The organism is Verrucomicrobiota bacterium, from assembly GCA_039192515.1.
Lineage (GTDB): Bacteria > Verrucomicrobiota > Verrucomicrobiia > Methylacidiphilales > JBCCWR01 > JBCCWR01.
Window position 1 is genome coordinate 20,625 of sequence record JBCCXA010000029.1, and the last position, 22,234, is coordinate 42,858.

19 protein-coding genes are annotated in these 22,234 nt (G+C 42.6%); 11 read left to right on the top strand and 8 right to left on the bottom strand.

Annotation, left to right across the window (positions count from 1 at the left end; all coding sequences use genetic code 11):
• Position 1: 1 nt before the first annotated feature.
• The 3 genes from AAGA18_12185 to purB all read left to right on the top strand — a co-directional run bounded on the left by AAGA18_12185 (position 2) and on the right by purB (position 3,492).
• Complete coding sequence (locus tag AAGA18_12185) at positions 2-1,627, top strand: HDIG domain-containing metalloprotein (protein MEM9446096.1); 1,626 nt, start codon at positions 2-4, stop codon at positions 1,625-1,627.
• Positions 1,628-1,634: 7 nt separating this feature from the next.
• Positions 1,635-1,985, top strand: coding sequence for an rRNA maturation RNase YbeY (gene ybeY, locus AAGA18_12190; protein ID MEM9446097.1), 351 nt, complete (start codon positions 1,635-1,637; stop codon positions 1,983-1,985).
• A gap of 205 nt (positions 1,986-2,190) precedes the next feature.
• Positions 2,191-3,492, top strand: coding sequence for an adenylosuccinate lyase (gene purB, locus AAGA18_12195; protein MEM9446098.1), 1,302 nt, complete (start codon positions 2,191-2,193; stop codon positions 3,490-3,492).
• A gap of 5 nt (positions 3,493-3,497) precedes the next feature.
• Here purB and AAGA18_12200 read toward each other — a convergent pair whose 3' ends face one another.
• Positions 3,498-5,561, bottom strand: coding sequence for an ATP-binding protein (locus AAGA18_12200; GenBank protein ID MEM9446099.1), 2,064 nt, complete (start codon positions 5,559-5,561; stop codon positions 3,498-3,500).
• Positions 5,562-5,956: 395 nt separating this feature from the next.
• Between AAGA18_12200 and purS the strand changes: the two genes are divergently transcribed.
• From purS to AAGA18_12225, 5 genes are all read left to right on the top strand, one after another.
• Positions 5,957-6,217, top strand: coding sequence for a phosphoribosylformylglycinamidine synthase subunit PurS (gene purS, locus AAGA18_12205; protein ID MEM9446100.1), 261 nt, complete (start codon positions 5,957-5,959; stop codon positions 6,215-6,217).
• A 4-nt stretch (positions 6,218-6,221) separates the two neighbouring features.
• Positions 6,222-6,917, top strand: a complete 696-nt coding sequence (gene purQ / locus AAGA18_12210) for a phosphoribosylformylglycinamidine synthase subunit PurQ (GenBank protein ID MEM9446101.1) — start codon at positions 6,222-6,224, stop codon at positions 6,915-6,917.
• Between the two features lie 24 nt (positions 6,918-6,941).
• A complete protein-coding gene (purL, locus tag AAGA18_12215; protein ID MEM9446102.1) occupies positions 6,942-9,236 on the top strand; it encodes a phosphoribosylformylglycinamidine synthase subunit PurL in 2,295 nt (764 codons plus the stop codon).
• A 105-nt stretch (positions 9,237-9,341) separates the two neighbouring features.
• Positions 9,342-10,538: a hypothetical protein gene (locus AAGA18_12220; protein MEM9446103.1), complete on the top strand. Its 1,197-nt coding sequence runs from the start codon at positions 9,342-9,344 to the stop codon at positions 10,536-10,538.
• 36 nt (positions 10,539-10,574) lie between these two features.
• Positions 10,575-11,255, top strand: a complete 681-nt coding sequence (locus AAGA18_12225) for a hypothetical protein (GenBank protein ID MEM9446104.1) — start codon at positions 10,575-10,577, stop codon at positions 11,253-11,255.
• A gap of 58 nt (positions 11,256-11,313) precedes the next feature.
• Here the strand turns inward: AAGA18_12225 and AAGA18_12230 are convergent, their stop codons facing one another.
• Complete coding sequence (locus tag AAGA18_12230) at positions 11,314-11,805, bottom strand: hypothetical protein (GenBank protein ID MEM9446105.1); 492 nt, start codon at positions 11,803-11,805, stop codon at positions 11,314-11,316.
• Between the two features lie 155 nt (positions 11,806-11,960).
• Between AAGA18_12230 and AAGA18_12235 the strand changes: the two genes are divergently transcribed.
• The gene (locus AAGA18_12235) at positions 11,961-12,974 is read left to right on the top strand and encodes a zinc-binding alcohol dehydrogenase family protein (protein MEM9446106.1); all 1,014 of its coding nucleotides are present in this window, start codon (positions 11,961-11,963) and stop codon (positions 12,972-12,974) included.
• A 47-nt stretch (positions 12,975-13,021) separates the two neighbouring features.
• Here the strand turns inward: AAGA18_12235 and AAGA18_12240 are convergent, their stop codons facing one another.
• The 5 genes from AAGA18_12240 to AAGA18_12260 all read right to left on the bottom strand — a co-directional run bounded on the left by AAGA18_12240 (position 13,022) and on the right by AAGA18_12260 (position 19,721).
• On the bottom strand, positions 13,022-14,539 hold the full coding sequence (locus AAGA18_12240) for a family 1 glycosylhydrolase (protein ID MEM9446107.1): 1,518 nt from the start codon (positions 14,537-14,539) through the stop codon (positions 13,022-13,024).
• A 54-nt stretch (positions 14,540-14,593) separates the two neighbouring features.
• Positions 14,594-16,576, bottom strand: coding sequence for an asparagine synthase (glutamine-hydrolyzing) (gene asnB / locus AAGA18_12245; protein MEM9446108.1), 1,983 nt, complete (start codon positions 16,574-16,576; stop codon positions 14,594-14,596).
• Positions 16,577-16,595: 19 nt separating this feature from the next.
• On the bottom strand, positions 16,596-17,687 hold the full coding sequence (locus AAGA18_12250; protein MEM9446109.1) for an aspartate carbamoyltransferase: 1,092 nt from the start codon (positions 17,685-17,687) through the stop codon (positions 16,596-16,598).
• A gap of 135 nt (positions 17,688-17,822) precedes the next feature.
• Positions 17,823-19,235: a sodium:solute symporter family protein gene (locus AAGA18_12255; GenBank protein ID MEM9446110.1), complete on the bottom strand. Its 1,413-nt coding sequence runs from the start codon at positions 19,233-19,235 to the stop codon at positions 17,823-17,825.
• 18 nt (positions 19,236-19,253) lie between these two features.
• The gene (locus tag AAGA18_12260; protein ID MEM9446111.1) at positions 19,254-19,721 is read right to left on the bottom strand and encodes a hypothetical protein; all 468 of its coding nucleotides are present in this window, start codon (positions 19,719-19,721) and stop codon (positions 19,254-19,256) included.
• 167 nt (positions 19,722-19,888) lie between these two features.
• Between AAGA18_12260 and AAGA18_12265 the strand changes: the two genes are divergently transcribed.
• Together AAGA18_12265 and AAGA18_12270 are read left to right on the top strand one after the other, a co-directional pair.
• Complete coding sequence (locus AAGA18_12265; GenBank protein ID MEM9446112.1) at positions 19,889-21,157, top strand: Zn-dependent hydrolase; 1,269 nt, start codon at positions 19,889-19,891, stop codon at positions 21,155-21,157.
• A 3-nt stretch (positions 21,158-21,160) separates the two neighbouring features.
• Positions 21,161-21,985: an isochorismatase family cysteine hydrolase gene (locus AAGA18_12270; protein MEM9446113.1), complete on the top strand. Its 825-nt coding sequence runs from the start codon at positions 21,161-21,163 to the stop codon at positions 21,983-21,985.
• Between the two features lie 41 nt (positions 21,986-22,026).
• On the opposite strand, the gene AAGA18_12275 is transcribed toward AAGA18_12270, so the two are convergent.
• The coding region (locus AAGA18_12275; GenBank protein ID MEM9446114.1) for a hypothetical protein at positions 22,027-22,234 on the bottom strand (208 nt) is incomplete at its 5' end.

A 22,234-nucleotide genomic window follows, 5' to 3' on the forward strand; every position in this document is an offset into this window, starting at 1 on the left:
AATGAGAGACTGGTTTAAAAAGCAAATGTTGGTGCGTCGAGGCTTGAGTTCTGGCAAATCGCGTCGCCAGTCGAAGTCGGAGGAGTGGAGGGAGTACTTTGATACGAGTATGAAACTCCGGGCGATTGTCTTAATCCTAAGTTATCTAGGCTTGATCCGTATTGGTCTCTGGCAGAATACCCCAGAGATTCTTGGAGAGACCGTTGTATTGAGCCTTTTACTCATGGGTATGTGCGTTATTATTTTGCCTCTGACCTACCAGAAAATTTGGCGAAATAACCGTCTACTAATTCTTTTATTGGGTAGTGTCATGTTAAACGCAATGCTCAATAAATGGCTTTATACTTATAATTTTCCAATAGACTTTATCGAGACTACTGGTGCTGCTTTTTTGGTGCCATCTGCTATTGGTTCTATGGCTTGCACGGTACTTATTTCAGCGAATGTTGGCCTACTGGTAGCTTTTTTGGTTGCGGTGTCGGGAAGTGTTTTTGTCGAGTCGAGTCCAGCCATATTCTTTAGCAGCTTGCTAACTGGTTTTTCAGCAGTTTATTTTTGCAGGAATATTCGCAGACGTTCAGATTTATTAATTGCCGGTATGGGTGTTGGCCTGGTGGGTATGGGCATCGTTTTTATTCTCTTCATCGGCGGGTTGGTGGAAACAAAATATGACTCACTACTGGTTCAGGTGATCTTGGCTGTCGTGTTAGGCATCATGAATGGTTTTGTCTTCAGTGCTATTTTGCCAGTTCTTGAATGGATGTTTGATCGGATTACTTACATTTCTTGGGTTGAGCTGACCGATGTGAATCACCCGCTATTGAAGCAAATGACGATAGATGCACCTGGGACTTATCATCATAGTCTTATGGTAGCAAATTTAGCAGAAGCAGCAGCAGAATCAATTGGAGCTAATGCAACACAGTGTCGTGTGTCTGCGTATTTTCACGATGTGGGTAAATTGCATAAGCCAGAATACTTTGTGGAGAATAGTTCGCCCGAACACAACGCACATGATAATCTTTCTCCTACGATGAGTGCGCTCATCATCATTGCGCATGTCAAGGATGGAGTTGATGTGGCTTTAAAACATGGACTCAGGCAACCAATTATTGATGCCATCCAGCAGCATCATGGGACATCATTGGTATATTACTTTTATAAAAAAGCCCTTCAGCAGAAAGATGATGTGAAAGAAGGCGGCAAGATCATGAAAATGAGGGAGGAAGATATTCCAGATGTAGATGAGAGATCATTCCGTTATCCTGGACCAATTCCTCAGTTCAAGGAGGCTGCATTGGTCAGTTTAGCAGATGCTATTGAAAGCAGTTCGAGAACTTTAAAAAATCCTACGGCACAAAAGATAGAGAGCTTAGTGCACGATATTATTAACGACCGTGTTATGGATGGGCAACTGAGGGATTCTGGCCTGACTTTTAATGAATTGGCTAAAGTGGCTGATCGATTCACATTTACATTAAAGAATATGCTGCATTCGCGCATTGACTACCCTAAGGATAAAGAAAAGCCTAAGAAAGATGGGGAGAATAATGAGGTCCAAAGTGAAGGTACAGAACCATCAAAAAAGATTTCCAATATGCCTGGAATTACTAAGCAAGCAAGCTGAGTGGGTTTTGCATTCGTTAGAGAATGAGTGGGTTCTAGGAGGGGCTAAAGTAGAAATTCATCTGGTTGATGAGAGAGAGAGTGCTAGGATACATGAGGCTTTTTTCTCTGACCTCGCAGCTACGGATGTTATGACATTTCCTGATCCTGAAGTGAGTGAGATCATTATTTGTCCAGCCGTAGCGGATTCTCAGAAAAACTTAGAAGGTCTTGGTCTTCATGATGAAATATTAACTTATATCATTCATGGGCTCTTGCATTTATGTGGTTGGGATGATCAAGATGATGAATCTTTTTTGTTCATGAAAAACCGCCAGTCAGAAATTCTTAGCGATGTTTTAAGTCGAATAATGCCATAGAGACTTAAAGATTTGTGCAAGATCTTGGTCTCAGGAAGCATGGAGTATCCTAGAGGTATCACCTTATTGATATATCTTCGTCGACTCTCTTATTCTAGCGGCTCAAGTTTTCAGGCGTCTTCTTGAAACTCTATGACAGAGCGCAGCTTAAAAATTATCTAAAAATCTTGAGAGTGAAGCATGAACCGAGCATGATCTCCCATCTATGATAGAAAGATACTCGCGTCCAGCCATGAGGGCTATCTGGACGGAACAAGCAAAGTTGGATCATTGGTTAGAAATTGAAGTGTTGGCCTGTGAAGGGATGGCGAAATATAAAAAAATTCCGTTGCGTGATGCTCAAATCATCCGCAAGAGAGCTGGATATGATATTCGTCAAGTGCACAAGAATGAAGCGCGCACGCAGCATGATGTCTTAGCATTTCTAGAGGATGTTGCGAAGCATGTGGGACCTGCTGGTCGGTGGATACACCAAGGGCTCACTTCATCGGATCTCTTAGACACTACCTTAGCTCTTCAGCTCACACAAGCGGCTGATATTTTATTAGAGGATTTGAAAATCCTTAAAAAAGTCATAGCTAAGAAAGCTAGAAAGACAAAACGTGTGCCCATGATTGGCCGCTCGCATGGCATTCATGCTGAGCCTATTACCTATGGCCTAAAAATGGCATTGATGTATGAGGAATTCACGAGATGTGAATCACGCTTAAAAGAAGCAAGAGAACATATTGCGGTAGGGCAGCTATCAGGTGCTGTAGGAACACACGCGCATCTAGATCCTCGTATTGAGACATTCGTTTGTAAAAAGCTCAAATTAAAGCCGGCGAACCTTTCTACTCAGATCATTCAAAGAGACCGGCATGCTCACTTTATGAGCACATTGGCTCTGATAGCGTGTAGCATAGATCGATGGGCAACGGAATTCAGGCATCTTCAGAGAACAGAGGTTCTTGAAGTAGAGGAGTTTTTTGCAAAGGGCCAAAAGGGAAGCAGTGCCATGCCTCATAAGAGAAATCCCATTATAGGGGAGCGTCTAAGTGGCTTAGCAAGAGTGCTTAGGGGTAATGCACTAGCAGCCATGGAGAATGTAGCGCTTTGGCATGAGCGAGATATTTCACATTCATCAGTAGAGCGTGTGATATGCCCGGATTCTACCGTTTTATTGGATTACATGCTGGCGAAGTTGTCTGGGCTTGTAGAAAAACAGTTGATCTACGCCAAGAATATGATCAAGAACCTAAATATTACGAAGGGCCTCTATTTTTCACAAAGTGTTCTATTGGCGCTTACTGAGAAGGGCATGGGGCGTCAGGCTGCTTATGAAGCTGTGCAAAAGAATGCGATGTCCTGTTGGCAGGAGCTTTCTGGAAAGACAACACTGTTGGATCATCTTCTTGAAGATAAAAACATTATGAAGTGTATTTCGGCAGAGGAATTGAAGAAGGTTTGCTCTCTAGAGAAACATTTTGCCTATGTTGATACTACTTTTAAAAAGTGTGGGCTTTGAAGAGTTTAATTTTTGGAAATTCTTTGCTGATATCGGTGTTTTTTAAACGCAGGTAGAGAGATGTTGAAAGTAGTTCCTTCGTCTAGGGCGCTCTGGCAGTGAATTGTCCCATCTAGAAGTTCGACACTTTTTTTGACGATGGCCAGGCCGAGCCCTGTGCCGACAGTATGACCAACGTTTTGAGCTCGATGAAAGGGCGTAAACAGGTGCTCAATGTCTTGCTCTGGAATTCCTATCCCGTTGTCGGTAACAGAAATGAGTAACTCATGATCTTCTCTTTTAACATCACATACGACTATACTCAGTTCTGGGGAGTATTTCACGGCATTGGAAAGTAAGTTGATTATGATCTGTCTAAAAACCTTTGGATCTAAATTCGCTTTGTCAGCAAGGTTTGCTATATTTAAGTGGATGCGGGCCTTGTTGGGATGCGATAATTCAATCTCGCGAACTGCGTGGTTTAGAAATTCTTCCAAGTGAACTTCTGTGTTTTCTATCTCGACCTTGCCAGCATTCATCTTACCCATAAGGAGAACATCCTCCATGAGGTCTTTAATATTGTTTGTGGATTTTCTAATGTCATTTATAAATTCGTGGCGCTCTTCTTGACTAAGAATTTCCAGGTCGTTGCCCAGCATGTCCGCTGCAAAGGTAATGACACTCAATGGGGTGCGGAGATCGTGTGATACCATTGATACAAAACGATCTTTTAGTTCGCTGAGTTGTTTCTCTTGGTCAAGTGCGGCTCTTAGTGCTTTTTCAGCTTTTTCATGGGTCGTGGCATCAACTACAAACCATGCAATTTTGGATTTTTGGTCGTTACCTTTAAACGGTGTGCCTGTGGCATCAATGGTAATAGTAGAGTTGTCTTTCTTTAACATCTCATATCGGCCAACACTGTTGTCAGTAGTTCCCTCGATGAGTCCTTCATGGATTAATTTGAATTTCACTTGGGTGGCTTGAGGTATAAATAATTCCCAGCTTTTTTGGATGAGTTCTTCTCGCTGATAACCGAACATGGTGCAGTAAGCATCATTCGCCCACTCAACTTGGCGTTCTTCGTTTGTGATGCTGACGCCTATCTGTGTGCTTTCTATAAGCCCCCTGAATCTTTTTTCGCTGTTTTTTAAAGCTGCGGATATAATACTTCGTTCCTTTATCTCACGCTCAAGGTCGGAATTAGTGATTTCTAATTCCAAAGTGCGTTCCCGTATGCGGGATTCTAGTGTGTCGTTGAGTTTTTTTAGTTCTGTGGAGAAATCTTCAGCTCTTTTTCTTTCGGATTCTAAGGATCTTCCACGCTCTTCAATCTGATTGAGCATGGTGTTGAATGCATGGATCAAGGTTCCTATTTCAGCAGTACTGTATTCTGGAGATCGAATCGAATAGTCCTTTTTCTCAGTAATATGCCGAGCAGTTTGAGTGAGTCTGGTAAGAGGTTTTGTAATAAAGATTTGAACCGCTGGAGAGATCATGATGCAAATGATTAGCGGGGCAATAAAGAAAGCTGCCGCAATATAGAGATAGTGAGATAGATTTTCTTTATTAGACGCGTAGTAGACTCTTAAATAGATTATGCCCTTTTGTTGTTGCTGGTAGAAGATGGGCTGAACGATTTCAACGTAGGTTGGCTCGATATGTAGGTTAGTAGTTAGACTGTCTTGAACAATTTGAGGATGTTCAACGAGCTCCTTGCCAAACCTGGCAAATGGTTCTAGAGCGCTGTCAAAGACACTAGCATTCAAAATACGGTTATCAGGAATTTGCGAAAGCTCATTTAGTATGCTGTTCGCTAACTTATTGCTTTTGCTATGCAAAGCAGGGGCCAATCTAGGTGCAAATAATAACGCATAATCTTGGTAGCGATCTATAGTATTTTTTTTTAGTTGTTGGTTTTCTCTATGAACTAAAACACACACGGGGACAATCAGGGATAAGAAAGTGGATATGAAAATTAGGCCGATCAGCTTCTTGCTAAGTGGTAGATTGTGAATAGCGTTCAGAATAGGAGGCTTCATAGCAAACTGGTCTCTCTTACGTATACCCTGAACTTTTATTCTCAGATTCATCACACCAAATCATAAACCAATATGTATTACAAAATTTTTTGGAAATCATTACTAGGCATTCGAAATGTCAACATTCTCATATTTGATCTCGCAACGCTTTTGTTAACCCATATTAAGAGTTATTTATGTTTCCAATAAATAAGACATTATATGAGTGCGATTCTATTATTTACCCAGCAAGACACGCCATCAAAAATGTCAATAACTTGATAATAACCTGCTTAATATATTGATGGCCAACAATTTATTAACTTTTTTAGCATATGAATAACTGAGGAAAGGGTGATTAAATTGTGATATTCAAAATATGAGTTAACAAAGCATTTTTCCATTTTGTAATTCTTGTGAAAAGCTTTTGCCAGCTCCTCTAGAATCCCTAAGATTGGGTTAATTATATGATAAAAGCAACGGTAACAGTAATGCCAAAGTCCACGGTACTAGATCCTCAAGGAGAAGCCGTTTGTAAGGCTATTCACGCTTTGGGTATGGGATGTGTGGAAACAGTGAGGATTGGAAAAAGCATTAAATTAGAGATAGAGGGGACAAATATTGAGAAGACCAAAAGTCGTCTTCATGAAATTGGTGATAGTCTTCTGTCAAATCCTGTGATTGAGGACTACCACATAGAATTAGAGCTTGTGAGTCAATCCCAGTAAAAAGATGGCTAAGTTTGTTATCATTCAGTTCCCCGGGTCTAACTGTGATCAAGATTGTTATCACGTTTTGAAGGATGTGATGGGTCAACAAGTGCGTTACGCCTGGCATAAGGATAGCCTGATCGAAGCGGATGAGAGCATCATTTTACCCGGTGGTTTCTCCTATGGGGATTACCTGAGGACAGGGTCTATAGCTCGCTTCTCTCCCATTATGAGTTCGGTTATTGCTGCGGCTAAGGCTGGACAGCCCGTTTTGGGAATCTGTAATGGTTTTCAAATTCTTTGTGAGGCGGGTTTATTACCAGGTGCATTGGTGCGCAACAGAGATTTGCATTTTGTTTGCGAAACTGCCTTAATGAGGGTCGAAGCGAACGACACACTTTTTACTCGTAAGTATCAAAAGGGACAGCATGTTAGGATCCCTATAGCACATGGAGAAGGTTGCTATGTTGCCTCAGAGCAAACGATTCGGCATCTTAATGAGTATGGTCAGGTCCTTTTTCGTTATGTAGGTGCCGAGGGCCAGGCCAGAGAGAAGTCTAATCCTAATGGCTCAATAGCTAATATAGCAGGGATTTGTAACAGCGAAGGCAATGTGTTAGGTATGATGCCTCACCCGGAACGTGCCTCTGAGTCCCTATTAGGGAGTGAAGATGGAAAAGCACTTTTCGAAAGTATGATTCGCAGCGCGGCGCGATAAATAAATATGATTTTTTAGAAGAAAATGGAATCCAAATCACTTTTGCCTAAAGCTTGTCCTGACGATCCTCCCATTACTAAGGAGCTTATTGAGAAACATGGAATTACTCCAGAGGAGTACGCGAGCATCAAAAAGATTCTAGGTCGGGTGCCGACGTTCACCGAGTTGGGTATTTTCTCAGTCATGTGGAGCGAGCACTGCTCCTACAAGAATTCAAAACCTGAGCTACGCAAATTCCCTGTGGATGGGCCAAAGGTTATGGTCCGAGCTGGTGAAGAAAATGCAGGAGTGATTGATATAGGCGATGGTATGGCAATAGCATTTAAGATCGAGTCACACAACCATCCCAGCGCTATAGAACCCTTTCAAGGAGCTGCTACTGGTGTAGGGGGTATTTTGCGGGATATTTTTACCATGGGTGCTAGACCTGTTGCCAACATGAATTCCCTGCGTTTCGGGCTTATAAAAGGAGATAGTGAACAAGCTAAAACAAATAGACGATTGTTATCAGGTGTAGTCGGAGGAATTGCTCACTATGGGAACTGTATAGGAGTGCCGACCATTGGTGGGGAAGTTTATTTCGATGAGAGCTATAATGGTAACCCACTGGTCAACGCATTTTGTTTAGGTACACTCAAGCATGATGAGATTCGGCGTGGTGCAGCTAGTGGAGCTGGTAATCCAGTCTTTTATGTTGGAGCTAAGACAGGCCGAGACGGGTTAGCAGGCGCGGCTTTTGCCTCACGTGACTTAACAGAGGAGTCCAAAGAAGACAGGCCAGCAGTTCAAGTGGGTGATCCATTTATGGAAAAGCTCTTACTAGAAGCTTGCCTAGAATTATTTGAGCATCCGGAAGCGGTGGTTGGGGTACAGGATATGGGGGCCGCAGGTCTGACTTGCTCGACATGTGAGACAGCAAGCCGTGGGGATTCTGGGATAGAGATTGATTTGGCCAAAGTTCCACAACGTGAAGCTGGCATGACTCCTTATGAAACAATGCTTTCAGAATCTCAAGAGCGCATGCTGATTATTATTAAAAAAGGTCATGAGGCAACAGTGCGTGACATCTTTGAAAAATGGGATCTAGATGCTGCTGAGATTGGGGTAGTGACAGATACCGGGTGTTGTGTGATTAAGAATCATGGGGTAGTTGTAGCAAATATTCCGGCAAAACCTTTAGCAGATGATGCGCCTATTTATTATCGTGATGCTAAAGAGCCTGATGATTTGCACGAACTGCAGCAGCTGGACTTTGAGAAAGAGGTTCAGGAACCTTTGGATTTACATCAGGCTACCCTAGAGCTTTTAGGTGCGAGTTCTATTGCTTCCAAAAGATGGATTTACAGGCAGTACGATCACATGGTCCAAACAAATACGGTGATCATACCGGGTTCGGATGCTGCAGTGATTCGAGTGCCTACTTCCAATGGCAAGGCTAAGTTCCTGGCAATGAGTGTGGATTGTAACGGGCGCTATTGTGCACTTGATCCATTCGAGGGAGCTAAAGCGGCTTTTGCGGAGTCAGCCAGAAATATAGCTATGAGTGGAGGCACGCCTCTAGCCATTACAGACAATTTGAATTTTGGTAATCCGCATAATCCTGAAGTCTTTTGGCAGTTGCGACAGTGTGTAGAAGGTCTGGCGGAGGGTTGCACAGTATTTGATGCTCCTGTGACCGGTGGGAATGTAAGTCTATACAACCAGTCTCCATTAGGAGCCATTGACCCAACGCCAGTAGTAGGTATTGTAGGTCAAATTGCTCAAGAAGAGCATATTACAACAAGCGAATTTAAAAGGGCAGGCGAACTTATTATATTGATTGGTGGTTGGGGAGAGGAGATGGGTGCGACATCCTATTTGCATGAAATTCATGGTCTTAAAAGAGGACTGCCTCCTCGGGTGGATTTATATAAAGAAAAGCAATTTCAAGGTGCAATTCTAGGTGCTATTCGACAAGGCATGGTTCGAAGTGCACATGATATAAGTGATGGAGGTTTAGTTGTCGCCCTGGCAGAAAGTGCATTGCCAGGCTTGATCGGTGTAGAGATTGAGCTTTCCAGCAAAGCGCGCGCGGATGTTACTTTATTCAATGAAACCCAGGGTCGAGCGATATTGTCTATTCAGCGCAAGCACAAGAATCATATCTTAAAACACTTTAAAAAGCATAATGTAGACGCTCGAGTTATTGGTAAAACAGTTGTAAATCAACATTTATGGCTGAAGTTTGGTGGTAAGAAAGAGACTTCTCACTTGCGCTGGACACTGCAAGAGCTAGCTGCATTTTATGAAAAAAGCACGCCTAAGGCTATGGATTCTTGACGCCAGAGTTATAGATTCTATCTTTCAATTTCTTCGTGATTCAACGCTCAGCAAATAGATTGAAAAGAAATCAAAATAAGTGCATCCGCAAAAAGGACAGGTTATATGAGTGATTCTATTCGTCATGAATGCGGAGTAGCGTTGGTGCGGCTGCTTAAGCCTCTGTCATATTATTATGAAAAGTATGACACGCCTCTCTGGGGTTTTTATAAAATGTTTCTTTTAATGGAGAAACAGCACAACCGTGGACAGGATGGTGCTGGGGTGGGAGCACTCAAATTGGATGTTGAACCAGGCCTGCCATTTATGTTCCGAGAGCGGAATATTAAATCGAATTCTCTAGATCGTATTTTTAACAAGCTACTTAAGGAATATTCTAAGCTTTTGCAAAAAGGACATGTGCATCCAGAATTTGCCGCTACTCTTAAAGAGCATTTTGACTTTGGAGCGGAGATTCTTTTAGGGCATCTGCGGTACGGGACGTCAGGGGGGTATTCTTTAGGATCTTGTCACCCCTATTTTCGTAAAAGTAACTGGGCAACTAAGAACCTTATGCTGGCAGGGAATTTTAATATTACCAATAATGAGGTGCTTAATGCAAATTTGATCCAACGCGGGCAACATCCTATTTTTGATACAGATACTCAAACACTCTTAGAAGGTATTGGGTTCCATCTTGATCAAGAGCATGATCATATCTATCGGCGTTTACATGATAAGGGCTACTTGGGAGAGAACATAGTAGATCAAATCGAAAAAGAGCTAGATATTGTAAATATCGTGCGAAATAGCTCGCGTTTTTGGGATGGTGGTTATGCTCTTGCTGGGATGATTGGCAATGGGGATTCTTTTGTTATTAGAGATCCATTAGGTATCCGTCCCTTTTATTATTTCAAGAATGATGAGGTGGTAGCTTTTGCCTCGGAACGAGCACCCCTCATGACAGTCTTTGATCAGCCTCTAGAAGAAGTAAGAGAGGTTAGGCCAGGGCATGTTATTGTGGTCAAAAAAGATGGTGCAATGATTGACAGGCCCTTTCAAGATGAAGTGCCGTCCAAGAAATGTTCGTTTGAAAGGATTTATTTCTCCCGTGGCAATGATCAAGATATTTACCAAGAGCGTAAAAAACTTGGTGCTTTATTAAGTGACCAGATTCTTGAGTTAATTGACCATAATCTAGAGGATACTGTTTTTAGCTTTATTCCAAATACGGCCGAAATTGCTTACTTTGGCTTGTTGGATGAGCTGCGTAGACGTCGACGAAGTCAGGTTAAGGAGGCTATTTCACAGGCTGCTATATAGAGAAAGATCAACGACGAATTTCTAGACGAAGTCATTATGCGCAACTGGCCAAGGGCAGAGAAAGTGGCGCACAAGGATATCAAATTAAGAACTTTTATTAGCCAGGAATCAGGCCGTAATCAGCTGGCCTCCCACGTATATGATATTACTTATGGTATTTTAGATCCTAAAGATAATTTAGTTTGTATTGATGACTCCATTGTTCGTGGAACTACCCTCAAAAGGTCGGTTATTAAAATATTATCTCGATTAAACCCTAGGAAGATTATTATAGCTTCTACTGCACCTCAAATACGTTATCCTGATTGCTATGGTATAGATATGTCGCAGCTCGGTAAATTTATTGCCTTTCAAGCTTTGATGGAATTGATGAAAGAGCATCAGCAGGAGCAAGTGGTCAAAGAATGCTATCAAGAAGCTTTGGCACAGGAAAATAAGGCTGACTATGAAATGGAGAATATAGTTAAAAAGTTATATGCGCGTTTTACGGAAGAGGATATCTCTAAGAAGATTTCACAACTTGTCAGCCCGGACCTTCCAGATTGGAAAGGTGAAGTGGAAGTGGTTTATCAAAGTATAGAAAATTTGCACGTGGCATTGCCAGGGCACCAAGGAGACTGGTATTTTACAGGTAACTACCCAACACCTGGTGGTTTTAAAGTGCTTAATAAAGCTTTTATTTATTACTATGAAAATTCCGATCTAAGAAGCTATTGAGAATTTGTGACTCTTTTGTTCTCTTTATTTCTCAGATCACCTAGGTTGAATTAAGCTATTATTTCACATCCCTCTGTTTGATGTAGACTGTAAAGTAGTCCATATAGTCATAGAACCCACGGCTCTTATAGGTTAGGATTTTTAATGATCCAGAATCCGTTCGAATGGTTCCACTGCCATAGTTGTTAAAGCTGCTTAGACTGAGACCCTTCCATTCGATTTCTTGAATCACAACAGTAGTTTTGCCACTAAGATTAATGGCGATATAAATAAATTCATTGGGCAAGGGAAGCTCCTCGATAGTTGATGCAAATTGAAAAAGGGTGTTAGATTCTGATGCGTGATCCTCTAAAACTTTTAAAATCTCACCATATTGATTTTCGATAAGTTCTCTTTGTCCTTTTTCAGCCGCTTCCATATTTTCAATGGCCTCGGAAACACTTTCCTTAACACCTTCAAGGATAGAGTCTTTTTGTGTCCATAAAGCGAAGAGTAAAATGAAGATAATAGCAAGGCCGATGGCGAGTGTGAGCAAGCATCCTTTAAGCATAGGCCTATGATGCTTTTAAATGATGTCGCAGGAAAGATTTTCTTTGTGACTCTAGATCTGTATTTATTTTGATTGTTGCATACATGAAGAGGCATCAAGTGGCTGGGGTGAAAAACTAGATTACTTCAAGTGTGATATGTGCAAAGCTATCTCGTATGAAAGCAATTGGTTACAAAAGGACGGGTCCGATTACGACTCCTGGTTTGTTTATTGAGTTTAAGGCAGACGAACCAAGCATGGGGCCTTATGATTTGCTTGTGCAGGTTCTCGGTGTTTCAGTGAACCCAGTGGATACCAAAGTGCGTGTTAGACCAGAATTAGGTCCCAAAGAAGGACAAACTAAAATTATTGGCTATGATGCTGCAGGGATAGTCAAAAAGATTGGGGATGGGGTCTCTTTATTTAAGCCGGGTGATGAAGTTTTTTATTCCGGTGATTTAACTCGACCTGGAACAAATGCGGAATTCCACGCTGTAGACGAGAGAATAGTCGGCAAAAAGCCTCAATCCTTAGAGTTTGCGGAAGCTTCAGGGCTACCTCTAACCTCTATTACCGCTTGGGAAATACTCTTTGACTCGTATGGAATCAAGGAAGGGCATGGTGAAGGGGATACTTTGCTTATAGTGGGTGCCGCAGGAGGTGTGGGATCCATACTCATTCAATTAGCCAAGAAGCTAACAGGTCTAAAAGTGGTGGCTAGTGCATCGCGCCCTGAGACAATAGAATGGGTAATTAAAATGGGTGCCGATCATGTGATCAATCATCACAAATCTTTAGTTAGTCAAATGAAAGCGCTTCGTTTAGAGCCGCGTTACGTTGCTTCCATTAATGGGACGGCGGGTCATTTTCCTGCGATTGTAGAGTTAATACAACCTAGAGGTCATATTGCTTTGATTGATGACCCGAAAAATTTGGAAATAAATATCATAAAGCCTAAGGCGTTAAGTTTTAGTTGGGAGTTTATGTTCACTCGTTCTATGTTTCAAACCGTTGATATGATAAAACAGCATGAGCTATTGAACCGGGTTTCCGAGCTTATTGATGATGGCGTTCTGATTTCGACCATGAAGGAAAATCTCGGAACGTTAAATGCTGAAACGCTTAGAGAAGCTCATATCCAACAAGAAAGTGGTAAAGTGGTAGGTAAAAATGTTTTGGAGGGTATTTGAGCGGGTTAAATATTCTTTTGAATGGAGATAATAGGAGACTGCGACGTTTACGGATTATTTTTAATTAGCTTTGCATATGTAGCACTAGGGTTGTCTCCTAAAGCGTCTTGAGCATGCCGTCTAAGTTTAGGGTCTTGCAAGTCAACGTGGTATAGACCAAAGCGAGGAGCATAGCTGCCCCATTCATAATTATCAGTTAAAGACCAGTGGAGATATCCCATGAGCGGTTTTCCTTCGCTACGTAAGTCGTGGATGAGATTAATGTGCTTAATGAGAAATTCACTTCTTGTCAGGTTGTCATGACGGAATGGTTTTCTTTTGCTTGGGAGTTTGAGAAGTGCCATGCCATTCTCTGCAATGAGGATAGGAGTATGAGGATAATCTTTAGCATAGATATCGACAAAGAAACGTAGTCCATCAGGAAGGACCTGCCAGTCCCAGCATTTGGATGTGATAGTGTTAAAGAGCTGATCTAATAGATTTTTGGGCTTGCGCTGTAGATCCTCTAGCCTGGGTAGGCGGAAGGTATAGGCGGCAAATGGCGCGTAGTAATCAAAGGAGATGAAGTCGAAAGGTCTTTCATCTGGTTTTTGGTAAAGAAGGTCCATAAGGTCCGCCAGATAATCGTCTTTAACAAAATGATGGCCCACATAGTGGTGATACATTTTCATGAATTGGCCAAGGAAGTAGGGAATATTTTTGTGAAAAAATAATTTCATATCCATGAAACGTTTGCCGTGCTCGCGATAACGTTCATGGAGCCAGTTGTAACAATCTTGCCGTTTCACTCCTAGAGAAGGTGCTGCCAGAATATCTACCATGGCCTTATCCATCCAATAGAGCTCATTACAAAAATTATTAAATGAGATGAAAGGAGTAGCGTTCCATTCAGGGTGCTCTCTATACAGTTGGTGGAGACCTCTATAAGCGAGAATATGTGCTTTTGTTAAGTTCTTGAAGGCCTGCGCGGCAATGGGGATACTTCGTGCAGTAGCCGATGGAAAATCTCCAGAGATATAGGTCATACTGGCTAGAATGTTGGGTTCATTGATCGTCAGAAAATATTGGATAGCCGGATAACCGTTTTGACTTAGTTGGTCATTTAGCCAAGTGATTGTTTTGAAGTAAGTGTTTGTGAAAATGTTTATTGTTTTGTCATTTAGCCAAATATCGGGGCCTAACCAGTGTGGATGAGTAAAATGTAATAGGCAGATAAAAGGCTCTATGTTACGGTCATGACAGGCTTGAATAATTTTCAAATAGTGTCGAAGTGCTGGGCCATCTATCTCTGGTTCTGATCTATCCTTGGGATTGAAAGTTGGCTGTATGCGAGCCCATTCAATAGAGAAGCGGAAAGAGTTAAGTCCAATTTCTTTACAGCGATCTAAGTCTTCTTCGTAAAGATTCCAGAAATCCACTGCTTTGTCGCTAATTTCGACACGCTTCTTTCTCTCCCATGAGAGCCAATTATTTAATGGCTTACTAGGAGCATTATACCCGCCCTCGTGCTGATAACCCGAAATGGAAACGCCCCAAAAAAATGGAGGATCTTTTTCCTGTATCACTTCTAACAGGACACTAGCTAGACATAGGCGGTATGTGCAATACCTAAAGAGCAATTAATTCTCGGGCAGCTTTTCTCCAACAATTAAATGTCTATGAACGATATGTAGTGATAGAAGGTGATTGAGAAGAGCATCTTTTCTCACTAAAGAGGTCGGATCTTTATCACTTTGATAGTCTTTGAGAAATTGGTGGACCCTACTTGAATCAAGCATTCCACAGTCATTGATAGACTCTGAGCTTAAGTAGTGATCGATTAACAGTTGGACTCTATTCTTTTTCTTATAATCAGTATGAGCTGGTGGAGCCATAAAGGCGAATTTCTCCCTCTTGTAAAGCACTTCAGGTAAAACCCCTTTCATGGCCTCCCGCAAGACCCATTTTTCTATATTCCCCTTGACTCGCATAGATGGAGGTACTCTCACTGCTAATTCAGCAACATGATGATCTAGAAATGCAGGACGAGATTCCATGCTGTTGGCCATATCTACTCTATCCCCGCCCCAGTTTAGAATTTGTCCTTCCAACATTGTTTTTGACCAAGTGTATTGAGCTATATCAAGAGGGTGTCGCCCTGAAATTTTCTTAGGGTCAATCTGAGAGGTGATAGCATAGATAGGGTCATATTGAGTATCATTGAGCTCAGCAAGGCAAGGGTCACTTAGTAAGGGGCGAGCTATCTTTAGGGTAGCTAACCATGATTGAATCCAAGAGGGCGTAAAGCCACAAAGCTCCTCAAAGGCAGGATGAGATTCGGGGTTTTCAGAAAGAATGGCACCTTGGAATAGTTTATTGGAACGAGCAAGGGCCTCCTGAAGTTCTGCTCGAGTCGAGGCATCTTCATGTGAAATTCCGTGAAGGAACATGTCGCGTTTGAAGGCAGGGTAACCTCCGAACAGTTCGTCAGATCCCTCTCCCGTGATGACTGTCTTATACTCAGCTTCGCGAACATGTTTGCTCATGCACCACTTCGCTACGCCTAGAGTGTTATAGAAAGTGCGTTCTGCATGGTAAGCGGTTCGTATAAAGTTAGTGCCATAAAGCTCTTCACCGGTGAGATGGATAATATCTTGATCTGCCCCTACAGATGCTGCCATTTCTTTTGCTATTTGTGATTCATCATAGTCGGTATTGTCAAAGGCTATGGTGAAGGCCTTTACGGGTGATTGCATGGCTCCAGAAGCCATGCCCAAGATACAGCATGAATCAATTCCTCCAGAAAGGTAGCAGCCGACTGGAACATCAGCTTCTAATCGATAAGTGACGGCATCCACTAATTTCTCACGAACTTGATCGATGAAGTGTTCGGAGGATAGCGAGCCATCTCTCTCATTTTGTTTTGGAAAGTTAAGATCCCAGTAAGACTTTTCTTGAATGTCTAGCTTGGTGCCATTGGGTTTTACAATAAGCATGTGTCCAGGCTTAATGGCATGAATGCCTTCGAAAGCAGTGGTTCCAGGAACCATGGTATGCATCAACTGATTTAAGGTTGCTCGGCGGCTGAGTTTTTTAGGGACATCTGGGTGTGCCAGTAAAACTTTGACTTCAGAACCGAAGTAGAGGTTTTTGCCGCTGTTATAATAAAACAGTGGACGTATGCCAAAGCGGTCTCTGGCCAAAGCTAAAGTTTGTTTCTCGTGATCAAAAAGAGAGAAGGCAAATTCACCTCGGAGATATTGCATGAAATCTAGACCATGTTTTTTGTATAGAGGCATGATGATTTCACTGTCGGATTTGGTGCTAAATTCATAGCCTTCGGTCATCAACTTAGAGCGGATGTGTTTATAGTTGTAAATTTCTCCATTGACGACTAGGGATAATGTTTTGTTTGGATTGTGAAGGGGCTGCGCGCCGGTGTTGAGGTCTATAATCGTCAAGCGTGCATGCCCTAAAGCTAGGCCTAAATCTCGATTGAAATAGGTTCCCTTGCCGTCTGGTCCACGGTGCTCTTGTGAGCGAAGCATGCCATTAAGTTGTTGATCGGCTTGATCACCAAGTTTGTTGCCAAAGGGCTTCCAGAATCCTGCTATTCCACACATGTCTATATCCTAGCTAAAGCTACTTGGGTTCCGTAATAAGTGGTTCGGGGAGATGACCAAGGCGCCCGAATACACTAGTCAGTAGGGCCTGTCGCATGAAAACAGCTCCATGAGCTTGCGTCCAATAAAGATTGTGTGAGGTATGATCAAGTGAGGTGTCTAGCTCATCAAGTCTTGCTAAGGGGTGTAAAATAACGGCGTTTTTTTTCAAGTTACTTTCAGAACTTAGTTTGAAACGGGCATCCATGTTCTTATAGCTGTCACCCAAAAAGGCGATAGAATTCATGTAAATGACATCAAGTTTGGGCAGTCGATCTTGAATGTCGCTAATGACCTCATATTGAATACCTGCTTTGTTTAAACATATGAGTGTTTCCTCTCCGAAAGGGTCGGCCATTTCCGAGATTACCGTGATTTTAGATATGTGCTCCCGGAATAGTAAAGACATCAGAAGGAAACTTTTAACAGCCCGCATACTTCCTGGAGTGCCAAGGATACCTAAGTGGATTTTGGATTTGATTTGATCGGTGGCAAGTGCAGGCCTCCACTTCAATAGTGCATACCAGTCAGCAAGTGCTTGAGTAGGATGTTCTCCAGTCCCATTACCTGCGTTGATAAATGGGATGCGGAGGTTTTGCATGAGACGTTCAGGTGCATTTGTCTCAGTATGACGCATGATGACAAGATCTCCATAAGCATTAAACATCTCTCCAATATCCTCCAGGGACTCCCCTTTCTTGGTTCCTGTGAGCTGACCGTCTGGGATGGAGATAATTTTCCCATCTAGCCTTAAAACAGAGCTTTCAAATGAAGTTCGTGTGCGGGTGCTGGCTTCAAAAAATGCCGTAATGACAATCTTGCCATCCAAGGGCTTGTAGGGTGATATTTCCACTGACTCAAGCATGGATGCCAGTCGGCATAGTTCGATCACCTCTAGGCGGGTGAAATCACCTATATTGACAATGGAACGACCGGCTAGGTTCTTAAGAATTTCAAAATCAACCGTTCGCTTTCTGTGTAACTTTTTAGGCTCCGGATAAAGTGACTCTGAATCGTTGGGCGGATTGATTACATCCCGAAGTTGGTTTGGCTTTAGGTCTTCTTTTGTCATTACCAGAGATTCCTATTTTTTACGTCTTTAAGGAAAAGAGCAAGCAATGCTATGACTGCAAGTGCTGTTGCGCCTAAGGCACCTTGAATAATGAAGGTTAGTATTGTTTTAGAAAACATAAGTCGCGTACTTTTATTAGGCGGTTTTAGATTTTTCTTGAAGGGTTGCCCAGTCGAAGTGAATTGGGTTTATGCAGCGTGCTAAAAAAACGATGACCATTGAGATCATGGTGGAAATGAGTGTAGCGGTGTACCAGCCTGATAGTTCATAGGCAATGCTTCCTGCAACACTTCCTCCAATCATAGCAAGAATAGCACCTAGAGAGCTGGCTTTTTGCCAATAAAGTCCTGCTATGACGGGCCAGATGGCACTGCCTACCAATGGGCCAGACCGGAAAAGCACTTCTAGTAGATTAGCTTTGTTGAAACTCAAGGCCCAAGTGAGGACGCCGAGGCTAATAATGATAACTGAACTAAGTTTACGGAGTTGGTTTTCTGATATGTCTGGCTTAATCATTTTGCGAACAACGTCTTCAGCAAAAAGATCTGAAGTGGCTGCTAAAAGGCTGTCTATGCTGGAAGCCAGTGAGCAAAACACGACGATAAAAACGACAATAGCTCCAGCTTTGCCCAAGACTTGGCTGGCTATAAGTGGACCAGTCATATTCGGATCAGGGATATTGATGGAGAGTGCCCCGGCGCACAATCCAATGAATCCTGCTGCGATTGGTATGGGAAACCAGAAGAGTCCCGAGAGGAAAAAAGCCTTAGGTGCGATTTCTTGGCGCATGGCAAAAACCCTGCTCCACCACACATTATTGTGAAAAATTTCTCCGAACCCGAAAAACATATTATTGAAAATAGACAACAGAGCCACCGGCATAAAAACTTGCAAAAGCATGGGCTGTTCCGTGCTAAGCTGAGCATGAACGTCATCTATGTCTACTTTTATCAGAACTAGAGTTCCGACAACGACCACGCCTATCAAAATAATGATGCTTTGGACGAAGTCAGTCCCTATGACTGCATAGAGTCCTCCAAATAGTGTATAGACGACACATACCAATAAAATGGAACTCATCCCAATGACATAGTCTAATCCGGAGAGAGCATTAAGAACAACTCCCCCTGCTATAGCCATGCTGACGAGCCATGCTAACGAGTAGGTAGCAGAGATTATTAGAAATATAATCCAAGCAACTTTCCCGTAACGGAGGCGGATGAAGTCACCGCTTGTGTATCCATTAGGAATAAGTTGTCGAATACGAAACGCCATAGGTGCAAATAGGAAAAGCCCGAAGCTTGCTGTGGCATAAGCAATGAGTCCCCAGATGCCCATTTGAACTGCAAATTGGGGTGCTAGCATGACAGTATTTGAGGTAACCCATGTAGCCATAGCTGTAGCGGCTCCTAGAGCTAATCCCACGTTGCGACCGGCTAGCATGAAACCATCTAAGTTTTTAGCTTTGCGTCCCCAGAAAATACCCATAGCAATCCAGGCTAATCCAAAAGTGATGAGAAGAATAAGTGCTATGTCTGGTGAAAGCATGGAATAAAGAAAAACGATTTAGTTCGCAGAGGCTGACGAAGTCTGCCGGGCTTTCAGGTGTCCTTGAATAATAGCAAGTATAGTTGCAACTAGCCCAATAGTTCCTATTGTGAGAAGTAAAGTTACCTTCGATCTGATGGGATAGTTAACTTGGACGGTCAAAGGCTTGGACCACTGATTTCTTGCGATTTGCTGCTTGATACGGAAGTAGGTGGAACCCTCTTTCAGTCCAGAAATAAAGGTGCGGTTAGCTGCGCCCTCATAAATGACAATAGCATTTGAGAAATCTGGGTTAGAAGATTGTTCTATGATGAATTCAGAGGTAGATGAAGCCTCAGGCCATTCTAGAACAAGGTGACCTTGATCAGTCTGAATAGGAGATTGGTTTTTAAATTCAATAGCATGAGTTTCATATGTGGCAGTGAAATAGCATAGGATAATAAGCACAAAAATACTTTTACCAAACTTGTGGGGGGAATGCCTCATGACTTTCTAGTCGTGTGAATTTAAATCATGACAGAGCTTTATGCAAAGGTTTTCTCTGTTTGGTTGGTTTATAGCTGCTGAAAAAATCATGGTACTTGAATTGGGTTAATCATTTGTTGTTATCTTGCGAATATGTTATTAGATCTACATAGATTATTTTAGAGTTCATGCATTTGTTGCCATCGATAAATTTGCCAAGATTAAAAGCTGAGTTGAAAGAGCTCAGTGAGATTGGCCGTCATAAGGAGGACCATGGTATTTACCGAATGGCTTTTACGGATGCAGATATGCAAGCTCGTCAATGGTTTATGAAAAAAATGCGGGATCTGGGCATGGCTATTCGTATGGATGGCGCAGGAAATGTTATCGGGCATTGGCCTAGCTATAATGACCGCCCGTGCGTGATGACAGGTTCACATTTGGATTCGGTCCCTTGCGGAGGACATCTTGATGGTAGCTTAGGTGCTTTGATCTCACTTGAGGCGGTTAGGCGTATCATAGAAGAAGGCTTTCGTCCGGAGTATCCGTTTGAGGTCATTGCAACAAGTGATGAAGAAGGGCGCTTTGGCGGGATGTTTGGAGCACAAGCATTGTGTGGAGATTTAACTCCGGAGAGCATTTTGGCGGCAGAGGACTTAAATGGAGTCAAATTGACTGAAGAAATGAAGCGGCATGGAATGGACCCACTAGGTGCTTTAGAGGCTCGCCGTGAACCTGGCAGTATTCATAGTTTTCTGGAAGTGCATATTGAACAGGGACCTGTTTTGAATAATCTTAATAAGGAAGTGGGTATTGTCGAAGAAATTACCGGACTCTTTAGGTGGAAGGCTCAGCTTATTGGAAATGCAAATCATGCTGGAACAACTCCTATGGATATGAGGCAAGATGCTTTCATGGGCCTTGCTGACTTTGCTCATGAGATAGAGCGCGTTTTGGAGGAAGATGGATCAGAGAAAAGCCGAGCAACTGTGGGCAATGTTTCTTTATCACCTGGTGCGGCGAATACCGTTTCGGGCAGTGCCGAATTTTCCTTAGATGTGCGTGATACAGACCCAGAAGTTTTGGGACGTCTAGAAGACTCCTTCCGCAAGGTGCTGTCAAATATCGCTCGAAAAAAAGGGCTTATGTTTGAATTTGAAAGAGTAAGTAAAATTGATCCAGTTAAGTGCGATCCAAGGATTGTTAATATCATTGATGAATCCGCTAGTAAGCTGGGGTTGAAAGCGATGCGTATGCCGAGCGGAGCTGCACATGATTCTCAAATTATTGCGAGCATTGCTAATGTAGGGATGATTTTTGTGCCTAGCAAAGACGGACGGAGTCACTCGCCTGCAGAGTGGACTTCGTGGCAGGATATAGAAGCAGGCGCTAATTTAGCCTTACGTAGTTTGATGCAAATGGCTGAAATTAAAATAAACAAGGTAGATAGGAATTAAAAAATGACAGGGAAGAAAAATGCCATTGCCAAGCAAAGTGCCAAACCTAAGAAAGACCCTCATTCTATTTCTGAAAGGGTTGCTGATAAATTAGATCCTCTGAAGGAGTTTTATCGCGATTCTTTTGTTCAGCATCCCGCTCATATAGAGGCGATCGTTAAACATGACACAGCTCTACTTGTGATAGATATGCAATATTTAGATGCTGCTGAGGGTTTTGGAGTGTTTAAAAACGCAGATACTGCGGGGGTGCCACATGAAGCTCAGCGTTATTATTTTCGCACTTTACGAGAAACCGTAGTCCCTAATATCCAAAAGATTCAGACTGCTTTTCGTAAGCATAATATGGAAATTATTCATACTCGCATTCAATCCTTAACCCGAGATGGGAGAGATCGCAGCGCTGGGCATAAGCGGCTAAATTTACATGCGCCACCGGGGTCTAAGGAGGCGGAATTTTTGGAGAAGTTGGCACCTCATGGTGATGAAATTATATTTAATAAGACTGCCAGTGGGGTCTTTCCCTCTACTAATATACATTACGTGCTCAATAATTTAGGTATAAAAGCGCTTTTCGTAACGGGTGTTTACACAAATGAATGTGTGGAGACAACAGTTCGAGCTGCATGCGATTTAGGGTATATGGTAACGGTTATAGAGGATGGTTGTACAACTGTTACACCAGAATTACATAAGGCTTCTTTAGCGACTCTACGGGATCGCTATGCCCGCATCATGACGACTGAACAAGCTTTAAGAGAGCTAGAGAGTCATGCAATCAAACGGCCCTCCCTGTTGGATGAGGAAATAATTTCATCGGTGAGTTAATTGGCTTTAGAGGGGATTCCCTATTGAGTCAAAGCAGAGTTTTAAGCGGGTAGAGCTAGTTTTTTTATTTCGCAAGAAATACTCGGTGCGTAAGCGCGGAGATGTAGCGTAGCGGCCGTCTTGGTAGTAAAATGGGATAGTGAAGTATCGGCGAGGTAATCATAGTGTATGGTGTTGTCAGTATCATGTGGTCCTTCCGACCAAGTATCGAAGAAAGGTGATAAACGGGGGGCTCTGTAAGTATTTGGA